General features: G+C 64.6%; 18 protein-coding genes, 1 tRNA gene and 1 pseudogene. 7 read left to right on the plus strand and 13 right to left on the minus strand.

Annotation, left to right across the window (positions count from 1 at the left end; all coding sequences use genetic code 11):
• Positions 1 to 24: 24 nt before the first annotated feature.
• On the minus strand, positions 25 to 1,011 hold the full coding sequence (locus tag RXV95_RS14935; RefSeq protein ID WP_338466815.1) for a magnesium and cobalt transport protein CorA: 987 nt from the start codon (positions 1,009 to 1,011) through the stop codon (positions 25 to 27).
• A gap of 155 nt (positions 1,012 to 1,166) precedes the next feature.
• On the opposite strand from RXV95_RS14935, the gene RXV95_RS14940 reads away from it, so the two are divergent.
• From RXV95_RS14940 to RXV95_RS14950, 3 genes are all read left to right on the plus strand, one after another.
• On the plus strand, positions 1,167 to 2,702 hold the full coding sequence (locus tag RXV95_RS14940; RefSeq protein WP_338466816.1) for an NAD(P)/FAD-dependent oxidoreductase: 1,536 nt from the start codon (positions 1,167 to 1,169) through the stop codon (positions 2,700 to 2,702).
• Positions 2,703 to 2,758: 56 nt separating this feature from the next.
• Positions 2,759 to 3,520, plus strand: coding sequence for a molybdopterin-binding protein (locus tag RXV95_RS14945; RefSeq protein WP_338466817.1), 762 nt, complete (start codon positions 2,759 to 2,761; stop codon positions 3,518 to 3,520).
• Between the two features lie 131 nt (positions 3,521 to 3,651).
• Positions 3,652 to 4,095 (plus strand): hypothetical protein, encoded by a 444-nt coding sequence (locus RXV95_RS14950; RefSeq protein WP_338466818.1) that lies wholly within the window; start codon positions 3,652 to 3,654, stop codon positions 4,093 to 4,095.
• Between the two features lie 28 nt (positions 4,096 to 4,123).
• Here RXV95_RS14950 and RXV95_RS14955 read toward each other — a convergent pair whose 3' ends face one another.
• The 5 genes from RXV95_RS14955 to RXV95_RS14975 all read right to left on the minus strand — a co-directional run bounded on the left by RXV95_RS14955 (position 4,124) and on the right by RXV95_RS14975 (position 9,569).
• A complete protein-coding gene (locus RXV95_RS14955) occupies positions 4,124 to 5,758 on the minus strand; it encodes a peptidase S10 (protein ID WP_338466819.1) in 1,635 nt (544 codons plus the stop codon).
• A 220-nt stretch (positions 5,759 to 5,978) separates the two neighbouring features.
• Positions 5,979 to 7,004, minus strand: coding sequence for a mechanosensitive ion channel (locus RXV95_RS14960; protein WP_338466820.1), 1,026 nt, complete (start codon positions 7,002 to 7,004; stop codon positions 5,979 to 5,981).
• Between the two features lie 436 nt (positions 7,005 to 7,440).
• Positions 7,441 to 8,142: a 50S ribosomal protein L1 gene (rplA, locus tag RXV95_RS14965; protein WP_338466821.1), complete on the minus strand. Its 702-nt coding sequence runs from the start codon at positions 8,140 to 8,142 to the stop codon at positions 7,441 to 7,443.
• A 4-nt stretch (positions 8,143 to 8,146) separates the two neighbouring features.
• Positions 8,147 to 8,578, minus strand: a complete 432-nt coding sequence (gene rplK / locus RXV95_RS14970) for a 50S ribosomal protein L11 (protein WP_338466822.1) — start codon at positions 8,576 to 8,578, stop codon at positions 8,147 to 8,149.
• Between the two features lie 184 nt (positions 8,579 to 8,762).
• Positions 8,763 to 9,569: a class II glutamine amidotransferase gene (locus RXV95_RS14975; protein ID WP_338466823.1), complete on the minus strand. Its 807-nt coding sequence runs from the start codon at positions 9,567 to 9,569 to the stop codon at positions 8,763 to 8,765.
• A gap of 144 nt (positions 9,570 to 9,713) precedes the next feature.
• Between RXV95_RS14975 and RXV95_RS14980 the strand changes: the two genes are divergently transcribed.
• A complete protein-coding gene (locus tag RXV95_RS14980; RefSeq protein ID WP_338466824.1) occupies positions 9,714 to 10,169 on the plus strand; it encodes a UrcA family protein in 456 nt (151 codons plus the stop codon).
• The gene (locus RXV95_RS14985; protein WP_338466825.1) at positions 10,166 to 10,987 is read left to right on the plus strand and encodes an alpha/beta hydrolase; all 822 of its coding nucleotides are present in this window, start codon (positions 10,166 to 10,168) and stop codon (positions 10,985 to 10,987) included. Before RXV95_RS14980 ends, RXV95_RS14985 begins: the two co-directional genes overlap by 4 nt.
• A gap of 15 nt (positions 10,988 to 11,002) precedes the next feature.
• Here the strand turns inward: RXV95_RS14985 and RXV95_RS14990 are convergent, their stop codons facing one another.
• From RXV95_RS14990 to secE, 3 genes are all read right to left on the minus strand, one after another.
• Complete coding sequence (locus RXV95_RS14990; RefSeq protein ID WP_338466826.1) at positions 11,003 to 11,476, minus strand: hypothetical protein; 474 nt, start codon at positions 11,474 to 11,476, stop codon at positions 11,003 to 11,005.
• Between the two features lie 154 nt (positions 11,477 to 11,630).
• A complete protein-coding gene (nusG, locus tag RXV95_RS14995) occupies positions 11,631 to 12,167 on the minus strand; it encodes a transcription termination/antitermination protein NusG (RefSeq protein WP_338466827.1) in 537 nt (178 codons plus the stop codon).
• Between the two features lie 34 nt (positions 12,168 to 12,201).
• Complete coding sequence (secE, locus tag RXV95_RS15000; protein WP_338466828.1) at positions 12,202 to 12,396, minus strand: preprotein translocase subunit SecE; 195 nt, start codon at positions 12,394 to 12,396, stop codon at positions 12,202 to 12,204.
• A gap of 329 nt (positions 12,397 to 12,725) precedes the next feature.
• On the opposite strand from secE, the gene RXV95_RS15005 reads away from it, so the two are divergent.
• Positions 12,726 to 13,079, plus strand: coding sequence for a hypothetical protein (locus tag RXV95_RS15005; protein ID WP_338466829.1), 354 nt, complete (start codon positions 12,726 to 12,728; stop codon positions 13,077 to 13,079).
• Positions 13,080 to 13,241: 162 nt separating this feature from the next.
• Here RXV95_RS15005 and RXV95_RS15010 read toward each other — a convergent pair.
• Positions 13,242 to 13,317 (minus strand) — tRNA-Trp (locus RXV95_RS15010).
• 63 nt (positions 13,318 to 13,380) lie between these two features.
• On the opposite strand from RXV95_RS15010, the gene aat reads away from it, so the two are divergent.
• Complete coding sequence (aat, locus tag RXV95_RS15015; RefSeq protein WP_338466830.1) at positions 13,381 to 14,121, plus strand: leucyl/phenylalanyl-tRNA--protein transferase; 741 nt, start codon at positions 13,381 to 13,383, stop codon at positions 14,119 to 14,121.
• Between the two features lie 35 nt (positions 14,122 to 14,156).
• Here the strand turns inward: aat and RXV95_RS15020 are convergent.
• From RXV95_RS15020 to RXV95_RS15030, 3 genes and pseudogenes are all read right to left on the minus strand, one after another.
• Positions 14,157 to 14,579: pseudogene (locus RXV95_RS15020) on the minus strand (DUF2155 domain-containing protein); the annotation flags it as partial.
• Positions 14,579 to 14,998: an NADH:ubiquinone oxidoreductase subunit NDUFA12 gene (locus RXV95_RS15025; RefSeq protein WP_338466831.1), complete on the minus strand. Its 420-nt coding sequence runs from the start codon at positions 14,996 to 14,998 to the stop codon at positions 14,579 to 14,581. The pseudogene RXV95_RS15020 and the gene RXV95_RS15025, both read right to left, overlap by 1 nt.
• A gap of 113 nt (positions 14,999 to 15,111) precedes the next feature.
• Positions 15,112 to 15,702 (minus strand): RecX family transcriptional regulator, encoded by a 591-nt coding sequence (locus RXV95_RS15030; protein WP_338466832.1) that lies wholly within the window; start codon positions 15,700 to 15,702, stop codon positions 15,112 to 15,114.
• Positions 15,703 to 15,707: the final 5 nt, after the last annotated feature.

Raw genomic sequence — 15,707 nt, forward strand, 5'->3', positions numbered from 1 at the left:
GGTAATCGTGCCGGGCCATTCCGGTCAGATCCAGCCGATCTTGCGGAAGCGCCAGTAAAGCAAGGCGCACACCGCGATCATCACACCCAGCAGCCAATAGAACCCGTCCACCAGGTGCGAGCCGGGGATGCGTTCGAAGTTCATGCCGTAGACGCCCGCAATCGCTGTGGGCACGGCCAGGATCGCGGCCCAGCTTGCCAGCTTGCGGGTCATTTCGCCCTGCCGGTGCTGTTCAAGCAGGCTGGCCGTATCGACGATGGAGGCCAGCGTCTCCTTCAGGCCGGACTGCCGGGCCAGAACGCGGCGCACATGGTCCAAGACGTCGCGGAACCATATCTGCGAGGACGCGTCGATCACCGGCAGTTCCGCCACCGAAAGGCGCTTGGTCACTTCCTCCATCGGGCCGATCACGCGTTCGAACCGCCGCAACTGGCGGCGCAGGCGGAAGATGCGGCGGATCGTCGCCTGGTCGGGAAACTCGTCGATCGCGTCCTCTTCCATTTCCTGCGCGATCGCATCCAGGTCGTCCATCAGCGGCAGGTATCCGTCGACCAGGAAATCAAGCACCGCGTGCAGCACATAGTCCGGCCCTTCGGCCAGCCGTTCGGCATCCTCTTCCAGCCGCCGGCGCAAGTCGCTGTGCGCGCGCGTGCTGCCGAAACGGACGCTGACGATGAAGCCCTTGCCGACGAAGAACGACGTCTGGCCATATTCGATCAGGTCTTCGCCTTCGGGCGTCTCCACCAGTTCGGCTGTGCGTGCGACGACGAAGATCTGCTGCCCGTAGATGTCGATCTTGGGCAGCTGGCGCGGGTGCAGCGCGTCTTCCACGGCAAGCGGATGCAACCCGTATTGCACGCGCACCCGCTCCATTTCCGCATCGTCCGGCTCATAAAGGCCGATCCAGTCGAAACTGCCATCGGGCGGCAGCGAACACGCCTCTCCATCGATGGGAAGGTCCGCATGGCTGACCAGGCCGTGGGTATAGCGCCGTGCCGCAACGATCGTCATGGCGCATACCGTGGCAGGACGCGGCCGCGCTGGCAATCGGGGCGCGAAGGCAAGGCGCCCCGCTGCGGCGCATCAGGCCAGTTGCAATTCAGGACTGTTCAGGCCGTCCGCCGTCGCCTACACTGGTGTCAACAAGACAGAACGGGAGAACAGCGGTGAACGCGATCGGCGGCAACACCGAATTCGGCAAAGCGGGCGAAGTGCCCGATATCGACGTGGCCATCGTAGGTGCGGGCATTTCCGGCATCGGCATGGCGGCGCACATGGAAATGATGTGCCCCGGCCGCAGCTATGCCCTGCTGGAGCGGCGGGCGGACCTGGGCGGCACGTGGGACCTGTTCCGCTATCCGGGCATCCGGTCCGACAGCGACATGCACACGCTGGGCTTCGTGTTCGAGCCGTGGAAGCACGAGAAATCCATCGCGGACGGCCCTTCGATCCTGGAATACCTGAACCGCATCGTCGACGAACGCGGCATCCGCCCGAAAATCCGCTTCAACACCAAGGTCGTCTCTGCCGACTGGGACGGCGCCGCCGCACTGTGGCGCATCGCGGTGGAGGACGAGACAGGCAAACACAGCGAAGTGACCGCGCGCTTCGTTTACCTGGGATCGGGCTATTACGATTACGACGATCCGTATGACGCGGGCTTTGCCGGGCGCGAGGCGTTCAAGGGCGATCTGATCCACCCGCAGTTCTGGCCGAAGGACTATGACTATTCGGGCAAGCGCGTGGTGGTGATCGGATCGGGCGCCACGGCCGTTACCATCGTGCCGTCCATGGCGGCCAGGGCCGCGAAGGTCACGATGCTCCAGCGCACGCCCACGTGGTATGCGATCCGTCCGGCGAAGGACAAACTGGCCAACACGCTGCGCAAGTTCCTGCCCGAAGGGCTGGCCTATGCGATCACGCGGTTCAAGAACATCCGGTTGCAGGATTTCTTCTTCAAGCGCGCACGCCAGCGCCCGGAAAAGGTCAAGGAGTTCCTCAGCGGCAAGATCCAGGACGCGCTGGGCGACAAATACGATGCCGCGACATTCACCCCGCCCTACGATCCCTGGGACCAGCGCCTGTGCCTTGTGCCCGACGCGGACATGTTCGAAGCGATCAAGGCGGGCAAGGCGGAAATCGTTACCGGCCATATCGACCGTTTCGATGAAACCGGCGTGCTGCTGAAGGACGGGCGGCACCTTGACGCAGACATCATCATCACCGCCACCGGCCTGCGCCTGGCGGTTGCGGGCAAGATCGCGTTCAGCGTGAACGGCGAGCCGGTCGATTGGTCGCAACGCTTCTTCTACAAGGGCTGCATGTTCTCCAACGTGCCGAACCTGGCGCTGGTGTTCGGCTATCTGAACGCATCGTGGACGCTGCGGGCGGACATCAATTCCGATTATGTGTGCCGCCTGCTGAACCACATGGAAAAGATCGGCGCGGAGGTTGCCGTGCCTTTCCTTGCCGAAGACCACGGGCTGGAAGAGGACGACATCTTCGATTTCTCGTCCGGCTATATCCAGCGTTCCAAGCACCTTCAGCCACGGAATGCCAAGGATCTGCCGTGGCGGTTGAACCAGGAATACGTGAAGGACAAGGCCTGGCTCAAGGCCTCTCCGATCGACGACGGCGTGATGCGTTTCGGCCATGCCGATCCGCAGGCGGCGCGGGTGGAGGTTCTGGAAGCGGCGGAATAGGCGGGCCGCTCCGCCCCGCTTCCCGCAGCCGGACCAATGGTCTATCCCTCGCGCCGATGACTGACGAATCGCGCATCTGGACCGCCGCAATCGTGATCGTGGGGGACGAGATCCTCTCGGGCCGCACGCAGGACAAGAACATCTCGCAAATCGCCGTATGGCTGGGCGTGCAGGGTATCCGCCTGCGCGAAGTGCGCGTGGTCGCCGACGATATCGACGCGATTGTAGAGGCGGTGAACATCCTGCGCGCGCGCAACGATTATCTGTTCACCACTGGCGGCATCGGCCCGACGCACGACGACATAACCGTTGACGCCATCGCGCAGGCGCTGGGCGTGGACGTGATCGTCCACCCCAAGGCGCGCGCGATCCTTGAAAGCTATTACAACACGCGCGGCGGATTGACCGACGCGCGCCTGCGCATGGCGCGCGCGCCCGATGGCGCGGACCTTATCGAAAACCGGATGTCCGGCGCGCCGGGAATCCGCATCGGCAACATCTTCATGATGGCGGGCGTGCCCGGCATCACCGCGCAGATGCTCGATTCGCTCACCGGGCAACTGGAAGGCGGATTGCCGCTGCAATCGCTGACCATCGGCTGCTGGGTTCCCGAAAGCGAGGTTTCCGACCTGCTTGCCGCCACCGAAAAGGCGCACGCGAATTGCCAGATCGGCAGCTATCCGTTCTTCCGCGAAGGCAAGGTCGGCGCGAACTTCGTGATCCGATCGACCGATCCCGAAGAAATGGAAACCTGCGCGGCGGCACTGGAATCCGGCCTTGCCCGATTGGAGCGCGAGGCCGTGCGGGGCGGGATCTGAAACCGCGTCCGGCACCGGGGCTTGTAGTTCTTGCCATCCTGCTTGCCGCGGGCGCGTGCGCCACATCCCCGCAAGGAACGCTGCCCCGGTTCGAAGCCGCACTTGCCGCACAGGACAGCGCGACGGCCGCCTTGCGCGGCTGGTGCGCGCAGCGACACATCGCCCCTGCGGCCGGCATTCGCGCGCTTCCCGTAAAGACCGCGACGATCCCCGCCTCTGCGGAAACGCGGCGGCTGCTGGCCGTCCGTGCGGACGAACGCATCGGCTATCGCCATGTCGCGCTGGCTTGCGGGGATACAGTCCTGTCTGTCGCGCACAACTGGTACGTTCCGGGCAGGCTGACCGCGCAAATGAACCGCACGCTGGAAACCACGCGCACCCCGTTCGGCAAGGCCGTGGCCGATACGCATTTCACGCGCCAGCGGCTTGCCGCGATCCGCGGACGCGGCCCCGGTTGCCCGGCTGGCACGGTGCTGACCCACCGGGCCGTGCTCCACCGCGCCAGCGACGGATTGCCGATCAGCCTTGTCGTGGAATGCTATACGCGCGCCAACCTGATGGCCGGCGCGCGCTAGGCGGCGTGGACAAATTCCGCGTGGATCATCACCCGCCAACATTATCGGTCCGCCGGATAAAGGCCGCCACGTTATCGTGCAGTGCCTTCAGCGAAGGTTCGTGCGCATAGACCATGTGACCGGACTGGTAATACTTGTATTCGATGTTCTTCTGCAGGCTGTCGGGGATCTGCAGGTGATGATCTTCGTACCAGCCTTCGTAGAACGGCGTGGCAAGATCGAAATACCCGCCGTTGACCATCACTTTCAGGTCCGGGTTGTATTTCATCGCCATGGCAAGGTCGGGCATCACGTTGGTCGCCCCGCGGATCGGGAACGGCATGCCCGGCTGCTTGTGGGCGAAATCCCATTGGCGGAACACGTTGATTTCGGGCTTGTAGGTCTTCCCCTTCCCGTAATGCAGCGTTGAACGCACATAGTCGTTGAAGGCAGAGACATAGGCCGAACTGATCGCGGCGGACTGCGGATCGTATTCCGCCTCCTTCTCAAGCGGGTCCATCGACGGCCCTGAAAAGCGGCTGTCGAGCCGGCCCGTGGTGAGATCGCCCGAAATCTGCAACTCGTGCGCGAACTGTCCGCCATCGACCCGCAGGTTCGATTTGAGGATATAGTCCACCGGAAGCCCGGTATATTGCGCAAGCTGCGTGGCAACCTTCTGCTTGGTCGCCGGGTCGATCTCATCACCCTGCGCCAGCGCCTGAAGGTAATCCGTCGTCGCGAAATGTTCGACCTGCTTCAGGAACGCAGGCAAGTCGGCGGGGCGCTGCCCCGGCAGCTTGTTGTGATACCAGGCGGTTGCCGCATATGTCGGCAGCGCGACGACATAGGGTTCTTCGGTGCCGGGGTTCAGGGTCGGCGTATCGATCGAAAGGTCGAAGTTGAGGATCTGCGACAGCAGGATCACGCCGTTGAAATCGATGTCGTCACCCGTTTCCAGCTCGTTCACCACCACGGCGGAGCGCGGCGTGCCATAGCTTTCACCGAACAGATATTTCGGGCTGTTCCAGCGATCGTATTTCGAAAGGAACGCCTTGATGAATTCCGAAAAAGCGTGGCCATCGGCATCGACGCCATAGAACGCCTTGTCCTTGTCCTTCCCCGCGATGCGCGAAAAGCCGGTGCCCGGTGCATCGATGAACACGACATCGGTCGCGTCGAGCAGGCTATAGGCGTTGTTCACCAGGCTGTAGGGCGCGGCGGGCGTGTGAGAATCGTCCGACGTCACAACCCGCTTCGGGCCAAAGGCGCCCATGTGCAGCCACACGGTAGAAGATCCGGGACCGCCGTTGTAGAAGAACGTGATCGGCCGGTTGGCGCTTGGCGCGCCGTCCTTGAAATAGGCGACATAGAACATTGACGCTTCTGCGCCCGGTTCCCCCTTTTTCGCGTTGCCCGACTTTTCGCGCCACGCGGCATCGTCCCACCCCGCCGGGTGCACGACAAGCGTGCCCGCGACGGCCTTGTAGCCGATCTTGCTGCCTTCGACCGTTACCGAGCCAGCACTGGCGGATTCGGTCGGCTGGAACAGCGCCTGCGGCGCTGCGCTGGCGGATGCGGCATCGTCGCCCGCGGTGTCTTTCTTGCTGCTGGCAGCCTGCGCCGGGCCGGCGGACAAGGCAATTGCGGCGCATCCCAGCGCCAATGTCCTGACAAGGGTTTTCATCAGATCTGCTCCCGTCTTTTACGGATAAGGCGGGGGCGTCCTTTGCTCGGCATCCTCTGGCGCCCCCTGTTGTGCGGAGCAGGATGGCGCGGCAGGGCAACAATGTTGCGTTAAATTATGGCAAGGTTCCGGTCACACCTGAAACCATCGGCACGCAAAAAGGGCCTGGCAGGCGTCGCTCCCAGGCCCCTTCATGCCGCTAGCCCCGCAGGGCGACGGCTTACTTGACGACGTCGTTCAGCTTGCGCGCGGCAACGTCGCGCCCGCCCAGCCCGAAGGCCAGCGCAAAGGCGACGGACGCCCCGGCCACGATGGCCACGAACGCATAATCGACGATCGGCCCGCCGATATTCATCTGCTTGATGCCGATGAACACGAACAGGGCAACCGTCAGCCAATAGACCAGTGCCGGCGCAAAACCGTCTCCCGCGGCGGTCGAGATCAACCCCTTGAGGACGCGCGCCAGGATCACGCCTGCCGCGATCAGAACCGCGCCGAAGATAACGCTCGCCCCCTGGTCAAGCACGGTTTCGACCACGCGGGTGAGTTCGGGAAAGCCCAGCAGCCGCGTTGCCGCGATGGCCATGAACAGCAGGATGCCGATCCGCACCAGCGTGGCGACGATGCCCGATGCGGTGCGCCCTTCGGGAACGACGCCGATGGCCGCCACCGAACGGTCGAAGCCGAGCCCGGGCAGCACTTCCTCTATCATCCGGCCGACCCAGCGGGCGATCACGTATCCCAGCCCCAGCAGCAGGCTGGCCCCGATGATCAGCGGCACGGCTTGCAGCATCATCGCCAGCATTTCCGTGGCGGGAACTGTGATTGCCGGGATGTTGAGCACATCCAGCGCCGCGATCGACACCGGAATGATGATCAGGATGAACACGATCGTGGAGATCGTCCTGCTGATCGTGCTGTTGCCGGTAACCGCTTCGGCGCCGCCAAGGTTGGCCCACTTGTCGAAATCGACCGAGACAAGCGCGGTTTCCACGATGTCGCGCGCGATCCGGGCGATCATGCCGCCGACGAAGAAGATAATCGCGGCGCCAAGGATCTTGGGAATATAGTCGATGAAGCTGTTGATCAGTTCCTGAACGGGGCCGATCACGCTGTTGAGTTCAAGCGCCTGCAGCACGGCGATCAGGCCGAAAAGCCAGATGAACAGGGAAACCAGCCGGCCCAGCGTGGCACCGATGCTTTCGCCAGAGCCCGACGCGCGTTGCAGCAGCGGTATCGCATCCACCAGTTTTGCGAAGGACCACTTGGCGGCTTTGGCCAGCAGCCAGGTTATAAGCGGATGATGACGACGGTTATCGCCTTCTGGGCAAGCTGGCTGGCCAGCGCCGGATCGAAGGCATAGCCCCCCAATGTCAGATAATTCATGTCTGTCCCCCGGTTTGCGTTGCGGCGGGCGGTCATGATCATTCGGGCCAGCCGCTGCCGCCCCGGACCGCATCGATGCCAGATCGCCACTGGGCGGCGACGGCGTTTTGGCGACCTTGAGCCGGACAAATGCGGCGAGTCGCTCTCGCATCGTGGTCAATCCGGGAGACGCGGGCAACCCTTGTGCCAAAGGGCATGTAACGGGGAATCAAACGAAATCCGCGCGAAACAAACGAAAAGGGCCGGGAAACGGCGTGCTTCCCGGCCCTTTGCTATTTGATCCGAAGTGGCTGGATTCAGGCGCCAGCGACCTCGGCCGTGTCGATCTTGATGCCCGGCCCCATCGAGGACGAGAGCGCGACCTTCTTCAGGTACTTGCCCTTCGCGCCCGAAGGCTTCGCCTTGACGATCGCGTCCATGAACGCATCGAAGTTGGCGCGCAGCGCTTCGTTGGTGAAGCTCATCTTGCCGATGCCGCCGTGGATGATGCCCGCCTTTTCCACGCGGAACTCGATCTGGCCGCCCTTGGCGTCCTTGATCGCCTGCTCCACGTTCGGCGTGACGGTGCCCAGCTTCGGGTTCGGCATCAGGCCCTTGGGGCCGAGCACCTTGCCGAGACGGCCGACCACACCCATCATGTCGGGCGTGGCGATCACGCGGTCGTAATCCAGGTTGCCGGCCTGCATGTCTTCCATCAGGTCTTCCGCGCCAACCTTGTCGGCGCCGGCGGCCAGCGCCTTTTCGGCGTTGTCGCCGCGCGCGAAGACCGCGATCTTCACGTCCTTGCCCGTGCCCGACGGCAGCGAAACCATGCCGCGAACCATCTGGTCCGCGTGGCGCGGATCGACGCCCAGGTTCATCGCGACCTCGATGGTCTCGTCGAACTTGGTGGTCTTCAGGTCCTTCAGAAGCTGGATCGCTTCGTCGACGCCATAAAGCGTCTGGTTGTCACCCAGCTTTTCGGCGAGGGTCTTCTGCTTCTTGTTCAGCTTAGCCATGTCTTCAGCCCTCCACGACGTCGAGGCCCATCGAACGGGCGGAGCCCTCGATGATCCTGGTTGCCTGCTCGATGTCGTTCGCGTTCAGGTCCTTCATCTTCATCTCGGCGATCTCGCTGAGCTTCGAACGCGCGATGGTTCCGGCCGAAACCTTGCCCGGTTCCTTCGAACCCGACTTGAGGTTGGCGGCCTTCTTGATGAGGAAGCTGGCGGGCGGGCTCTTGGTCTGGAACGTGAAGCTGCGATCCGCATAGACCGTGATGATGGTCGGGATCGGCATGTTCTTTTCCATGTCCTGCGTGGCGGCATTGAACGCCTTGCAGAATTCCATGATGTTCACGCCGCGCTGGCCCAGGGCAGGGCCGATCGGCGGAGAGGGGTTCGCGGTGCCGGCGGGCACCTGCAGCTTGATATAACCTTCGATCTTCTTGGCCACGAGTGGCCTCCTTTCTTCCTGTCGGGCCGCACGCCGAAGCGTTGGCCCTCAGAGTGAGCGGTCAGACAGACGGCGCATGGCCATCCTCCCGCACGGATTTCCGGCCTGGCATGGATATCCACGACGCCCGGGAGCGCGCGCGAATAGCGGGACAAAGCGATTCTGGCAAGCCGCCTTGCGCGGTTCAGCCTTCGCGGCGCCCCACGATCGCGCCGTCGCGCAGCGCCAGAACGGTTCCGCGCGGCAGGCCTTCCCAGTTGCCGTCGTCCAGCGGCACGCTTGCAAAGACGATGGTCTGCGGCGGCAGATCGCGCACCCTGGGGCCGCTGGCATGCCATTCGCGCGGGGCGTCCTCGCGATCGAAACGACGCATGACAAGCCCCGGCTCGCGCGGTTCGGTAAGGCCATCGGGCATCTCGAACCTGCGCCGGTCGGCATGGACGAACAGCGTGTGCCCGTCGAAAAACAGGAAGTTGGCATCGCCCAGCGCACGCATGTCGGCTGCAAACGCCGCGAACGCATCGATCCGCGCCTCGTCCGACGTCGCATTCGCGCGAGAGAGGCGTGCGAGCAGAATCAGGAAAGCCAGTTCGGAATCGGTATCGCCCACCCGCTCGGCCTTCACCGCCTGCGCTTCGGGCACGTCCTCTATGCCGCCCAGCGTGCCGTTGTGCGCGAAGTGATGCGCCCGGCCGCAATGCACGCGCGTATAGGGATGGGTGTTCGCCAGAAGCGGCCTTCCGTGCGAAGCGCGGCGCACGTGCGCCATCAGATGGCGGCAGGCGATCTCCCGCTCGATCACCATGCGCGCAAGCGGGCTGTCCGCCGCGGGAGAGGCTTCACGGAACACGTGCGCGTCGCGGTCTTCGGCGAACATGATGCCCCAGCCATCGCGGTTGGCGTGGCGTTCGCCGCCTTCCGCGGCAAAGGCATCGAGTTCGTAACGCACCGTGGCAGGCCGGGCAGCCGTCATCGCAAACAGTTCACACATAACGCTTTCCTAGACCCTTGCGGCGCCAGATGCGAGCGTGCCGTCGCACGGGGCGCGTCCGGCATTGACCGCGCCTTCGCGTGGCTGCACACCGTCACCCCGAACACCACGGGGAGAGACATGAGCAACCCTGCGAAATCAAGCGTGACCGCACTGGCCGGAATTGTTGCGACCATGGCACTGGCCCTCTCCGCTACATCCCTGTCCGCGACACCCCTTTCCGCAACGGCTGCGGCGCAAGGCAGCGAAACGGAGCCGCCCGCCGACGCCGTAACCGCGCCAGGCGATACCGACCAGACGATTACTGTCGAGGCGCCGCGCCTGGTCAAGCGGCCGGCGGCAAAGGAGGCCCATACCGGGGCCGAGTTCATGTCGACCACGGTGGCGATTCCCGTGCTCTACAGCGATCTGGACCTGACGAAGGATTCCGATGCCGAACGGCTGATGGCGCGAATCGAACGCGTGGCGACCGACGCATGTCGCGAGCTTGACCGCGTCTATCCGCTGGATCCCGACCCGGATTGCATCACCCGCGCGGCCGGAAACGCACAGCAGTCGGCTCGCGAAGCGATCGACGCGGCACGAGGCACGACCCCATGAGCAACACGCTTGTCGCCAGCCGGTCCGCGTTCCTGGCCGGCCACCCGGAGCAGCGCGAAACCGTGAACGGCCGCGAATGGGGAGTGATCCGCGCGGGCAAATCGGGTCCGGGGCTGGTCCTCCTTCCCGGAACGCTGGGCCGCGCGGACATCTTCTGGCAGCAGATCGATGCGCTGTCCCACCGCGCGCGGATACTCTCGCTGAGCTATCCCGACAGCGGCGGAATCGCCGAATGGTCCGCCGAAATCGCTGCGCTGATGGACCGTTCGGGAATGGATAACGCGGTGGTGCTGGGCACCTCGCTTGGCGGCTATGTCGCGCAATATTTCGCCGGCGCGGAGCCCGCGCGCGTGGCTGGGCTGATCGCTGCGAACACGCTGTCCTCCGCGTCGCAGGTGGTCGGCATTCCGCCCTATAGCCTCGACGTTGAATCGGTTCCGGCCGAGATCCTGCGCGATGGCTTCGTGCGCTCTCTCGAAGCGGCACCGCAAACCGATCGCGGACGCCGGGCCTTGACCGAATTGCTGCTGGCCGAAGTAACCGGCCGCATTCCCGCCGCGGAATTGCGCGCGCGTCTTTCCGCGCTGAAGCACGGACCGGAACTGCCGCCGCTCGACCTTGAGCGGGACAGGATCGCGGTCGTCGAATCGAACGACGACCCGCTTATTCCGGCGACAATGCGCGACATGGTGCGAAAGCGGCTTTCCCCCGGGCGGGTGTTCCGGTTCAGCAACGGCGGGCACTTCCCCTATGTGGAGCGGCCCGCCGAATACAACGCCTTGCTGGAAGAACGGCTGGACCTGGCCGAAAACGGCTGACCCAGGCCCCCTGGCTCAGGCGGGCGCCCCTTGCGCAAGCATGGCCTGCCACACGGGCAGGCGCATCGCGTCGAGGTATTCGCGCTGCATATCATGCGTCAGCACCTCGATCATGCGATCGCCCTCGATCCACACTTCGATCACGCCGAAGGCGCCGCCGCGCTTGCGATATTTGGACGTCCAGCCTTCGCGGCGGGCGATGGCGTGCACCTCGTCCTCGTCCAGCGGCGTCGCCATCGCGAAATGCGTGGACGATCCGCCACGCACCGCGCCGGGCATACCAAAGCCATCGGCGTCGCCTTCGGCCTCTACCAGTTCGGTGTTGCGCGGATAGACTTCGACCAGGGTGTTGCGATCGTCGCCCGCGTGGGCGACCCAGCTTCCCTCTATCACCGGCGGAAACGGCGTGGCGGCCCCTCCGAACAGTTCGGCAAGGACAGTGGCGACGCGCTGCGGATCATGCGCATCTATGGATACGTGAAACAGCATGGACCTTCTCCCGACTCACGATGAGCCGGAAGCCATTTACACCCGAATCGGAGGCAACCGCCCGTTTCCCGTCAAACGACCGGAAGCACACGACAGACGGCGCGGCGCGCCGACGAACGGCCGCGTAGGGCCGACCAAACGCGCGGGCGGGCGCTTACTTGCTGAGTTCGACCTCGTCGAAGCCCAGTTCGACCGGCGTCGCGCGGCCGAAGATCGAAACGCTGACCTTCACGCGCTGCTTGTCGAAATCGAGCTCTTCCACGATGCCGTTGAAGCTGGCGAACGGGCCGGCGTTGACCTTGACCGAATCGCCGATCTCGTAATCGATCGAAACTTCCTCACGCGGCTTGGAAGCGGCTTCCTCGCGCGCGCCGAAGTAACGCGCGGCATCGCGTTCCGAAATCGGCTGCGGCTTGCCGCTCGATCCCAGGAAGCCGGTAACCTTGGGCGTGTTCTTGACGAGGTGATACACGTCGTCGTTCATCGCCAGCTTGGCCAGGACATAGCCGGGCATCGTCTTGCGTTCGACCTGCACCTTCTTGCCGCGCTTGACCTCGGTCACCGTCTCGGACGGGACTTCCACCGCCTCGACGAGCTGCTCGAGCCCCATACGTTCGGCCTCGGCAAGGATCGCTTCCTTCACCTTGTTCTCGAAGCCGGAATAAGCGTGGATGATGTACCAGCGGGCCATATGTCTCTCGAAACCGTGTCTTGTGCGGGATGGATCAGGCGAGCGACAGCAGGAACTGCACGATCTTGCCGAACAGCGTGTCGATGCCAAGGAAGAACAGCGCCAGGATGACCATCATGATCGCCACGAAGATGGCCGTCGTCACGGTTTCCTGGCGGGTCGGCCAGACGATCTTGCGCGCTTCCGACTGGACCTGGCGCATGAACTCGCCGGGATTGATCTTGGCCATCGTGCTGCCTCTTTTCGCCTTGGCTTGCCTGATTCGAATTCGTGTCTCTTCCGCCTAGGGGACATCGCCGCCCCGGCCAGTGTCCGGGAGGGGCTGCGATATTCTCCATGAGCGGGAGTAGCGGCCATTTAGGCGCAGCCGCGCGCGATGGCAAGGTCTTGCCGGGTTTCATGCGCTCATATCATGTTGCCGCGCCCCTTGCACCGCACGGCCCGCACTTGCGCGAAACGCGCGACGGGCCGCGCCGGGGCCGGGAACGATGGCCCGTGCGCTCCATTGCAGCAGTCCGTCCGGGTCGCATCGGACGCGAGCAATCGGAGTGCAAAGACATGAAAACCATCACCCCCTGGATCATCCCCCTTGCCGCCACGGCCGCCTTTGCCGGGGCTGGCATCGCGCAGGCAGCGCCGCCCAAGGACGGCGCTTCGGCCGATACCGGCGCAACCGTATCGTCCACCACCCGCAGCGGGGACCGGGACGTAACGGCAACCGGCTCGGCCAAGGCCAAGGGCGGCGTTTCCGCGGATTCGTCGGGCGTTACCGGCGCGGCGAGCGACCACACCAACGCGGGCGCGATGATGACCGGTCCCGATCGCGCCGCGACCGTGGGCGGAAACCCTGGCACGGCGCAAACGAGCGCGACGCCTTCGGACAGCCCGTCCGACAATCCCGATTCGCTGTAATCGCCGCACAGCACGGAAAAACAAGCGCGGGGGCGGGAACATCGTTTTCCGCCCCCGAACACGTGTGGGAACGGGGCCGGGACGCATTCCAGCGCCGATTCGCGCACGCCGGGCGCACATGGCCGAATGACGACCACACAATGACGGCAAATGCGGGAAAAATGGCAGGAGTGGCAGGATTCGAACCCGCGGCCCTCGGTTTTGGAGACCGATGCTCTACCAACTGAGCTACACTCCTGTGCGGAAGCGCCCTGTAGTGGGTTGACCGGCGAAGCACAAGCGCGACAAACAATTTCCCGCAATGCACGGGCCCGCCGACAACCAGATCATTCCGCCAGCGCTGCTGATGCGCGCCTATCAGGCGGGCATTTTCCCGATGTCCGACAGCCGGGACGACCCGGACGTTTTCTGGGTAGAGCCACGGCAGCGCGCGATCCTGCCGCTCGACGGGCTACACCTGTCGCGCTCGCTTGCAAAGACGCTGCGCCGCGGGCGCTTCAAGGTCACTTGCGACGCCGCTTTCGACGCGGTGATCGATGCCTGCGCGGCGCCGCGTTCGGACAGCGAAGACAGCTGGATCAGCGGGCGCATCGCCGGCAGCTATCGCGCACTTCACGAACTGGGCCATGCCCACTCGATCGAATGCTGGGAAGACGGCGAGCTTGCCGGTGGGCTGTATGGCGTGGGCTTCGCGCGCGTGTTCTGCGGCGAAAGCATGTTCAGCCGCACAAGCGATGCCAGCAAGGTCGCGCTTGCGTGGCTGGTTGCCGCGCTGCGCCGCGCCGGGGCCGAATTGCTCGACTGCCAGTTCCTTACGCCGCACCTGGCCTCATTGGGCGCGGTGGAAATCCCGCAGGCGCAATACCTTGAATTGCTTGCGCGCGCGCAGCGGCCCTATTCGGCGGACGGGGCGCCCGAAGGCGAAGTGGATGCGGTTCCGCTGCCCGACGCTTTTGCCGCCTTGCTTGCCGATGCGTCCGATGCGGGCTTCGCGTCCTCCCCCGGGAAGGTCATCGAACAGTCCTTGACCCAGACATCGTAGACCGGGTGTTCAACCACGTTGAGCGAAGGCGAGTTCTTGAACAGCCAGCCCGAGAACACCTTGTGCCAGGCCAGCTTGTCCTTGATCGTTGCCCGCTCTTCCACGAAGACCTGCACGAAGGCGCCTGTTTCGGGCGGGTCTTCCCACGGCTTCGTCCGCTCGCAGGTCGCCAGCTTCACGATGAGATTGCCGATCCGCGTCGATTCGCCGCTTTTCAGCTTGATGTCCTGCGTAAGGTTGTTGCGCTTGTTCAACACGCCAAGCGTGGCAACGCGGTCCTTTACCGGGGTGCCATAATCCTCGTCCGCCGCGGCAGCCGCGGCGCTGGGCGCAATCGCGGGTGCCGTCGCCTCTTCCGGCGGCGGCGGATTGTTCTGCCCCTTGTTCGTGCATCCGGCCGTCGCAGCCAGCGCCGTGCAGGCGAGCAGCGCCCCGGCCGGCCTTGAAAGCACGCGCATCAGCCCTCTGGCGACCAGGCTTCGTAATCGCCTGTTGCCGCGGCGCGCTTGCCGCCGCGCTCAAGCGCGCCTTGCGGGCGATAGGCGAGCGCGGTGCCCGTTGCGTTGGGCGTGTAGTCCACTTCCCAGATACGCGGCGGAGGAAGGTTGCTTTCGGGAACGGCCCCGTCTTCAAAGCTGCCGTGCAGCCAGCCATGCCATTCGGCGGGCACGTTGCTGGCATCGTTCGCGCCGGCGTAGATCACCCAGCGCCGCTCACGCCCGGCGAACGGATGCCCGGCCGGATACGGCTTTTTCGAGCGATAATATTTGTTGCCCGCAGCGTCCGTGCCGACCTGTTCGCCATGACGCGCGCTATCGAGCATTGTGCCGATGGTGGCGCCATTCCACCATGTGAAGATCTTGGAGAAGATGCCCATGGTCGCGCGCCTAGCGGAAACAGGGGGGGCGCGGCAAGGCGATTCGGGCAGGATCACCCCGGCAGCAGTCCATTTGATCGATCCGGCAGTCACGACTCCCGCCGTCATCCCCGTTACCAAGGGGCATTTCCGGCATCGTCTTCGCCTTCCCCGGCCCATTGTTCCGCTTCCTCGACCGAGGGAGCTTCGATCAGGGCGCGCGCGCTGTCGATCGGGTGGCCGGCGCGCAGCATTGCCGCAACCTGCTTCTGCCTTTTCGCCGGGTCGCCCACCGCATCGCCGAATGGCCCGAACCGGCGTTTTTTTGCGAGCGCCAGCGCGGCGCGGCGGCGTTCCCCCTCGCTGGCCTGCACGTCATCGCGAACGGCCTCTTCAATTCCGGCCGCGCGCAGCGCCTGGTCGATCCGCCGTGCCCCGTATCCGCGCCGCAGCAGCCCGGCGCGCTTTGCCTGCGCGAAGGCAACGTCGTCCACGTATCCGGCGTCCACCATGCGCGCCACGATGGCCTGCACGTCGGGCTCTCCCTCCCCGTCCCAGCCGCGTTCGCGCAGCTTGCGCGACAGATAGGCGGAAAGCTTGCCCGCGCTCGTCGCAAATCGCGCGACATAGGCGAGCGCAAGCTCGTCCAGCCGGGCGCGATCAAGCGGTCGCGCAGCGCGTTCGCGGCGCTTGCTGCGCGAATTGTGTCGGGGACGGTCATCCATCGCGC

The organism is Novosphingobium sp. ZN18A2 (assembly GCF_036784765.1).
Classification (GTDB): Bacteria; Pseudomonadota; Alphaproteobacteria; order Sphingomonadales; family Sphingomonadaceae; genus Novosphingobium.

Coding starts and splice junctions, on each gene's coding strand:
- aat (WP_338466830.1), top strand. CDS start 13,381: ATGCACGGGCCCGCCGACAACCAGATCATTCCGCCAGCGCTGCTGATG.
- RXV95_RS15005 (WP_338466829.1), top strand. CDS start 12,726: ATGAAAACCATCACCCCCTGGATCATCCCCCTTGCCGCCACGGCCGCC.
- rplA (WP_338466821.1), bottom strand. CDS start 8,142: ATGGCTAAGCTGAACAAGAAGCAGAAGACCCTCGCCGAAAAGCTGGGT.
- RXV95_RS14945 (WP_338466817.1), top strand. CDS start 2,759: ATGACTGACGAATCGCGCATCTGGACCGCCGCAATCGTGATCGTGGGG.
- RXV95_RS15025 (WP_338466831.1), bottom strand. CDS start 14,998: ATGGGCATCTTCTCCAAGATCTTCACATGGTGGAATGGCGCCACCATC.
- RXV95_RS14935 (WP_338466815.1), bottom strand. CDS start 1,011: ATGACGATCGTTGCGGCACGGCGCTATACCCACGGCCTGGTCAGCCAT.
- RXV95_RS14985 (WP_338466825.1), top strand. CDS start 10,166: ATGAGCAACACGCTTGTCGCCAGCCGGTCCGCGTTCCTGGCCGGCCAC.
- secE (WP_338466828.1), bottom strand. CDS start 12,396: ATGGCCAAGATCAATCCCGGCGAGTTCATGCGCCAGGTCCAGTCGGAA.
- RXV95_RS15030 (WP_338466832.1), bottom strand. CDS start 15,702: ATGGATGACCGTCCCCGACACAATTCGCGCAGCAAGCGCCGCGAACGC.
- nusG (WP_338466827.1), bottom strand. CDS start 12,167: ATGGCCCGCTGGTACATCATCCACGCTTATTCCGGCTTCGAGAACAAG.
- RXV95_RS14975 (WP_338466823.1), bottom strand. CDS start 9,569: ATGTGTGAACTGTTTGCGATGACGGCTGCCCGGCCTGCCACGGTGCGT.
- RXV95_RS14955 (WP_338466819.1), bottom strand. CDS start 5,758: ATGAAAACCCTTGTCAGGACATTGGCGCTGGGATGCGCCGCAATTGCC.
- RXV95_RS14990 (WP_338466826.1), bottom strand. CDS start 11,476: ATGCTGTTTCACGTATCCATAGATGCGCATGATCCGCAGCGCGTCGCC.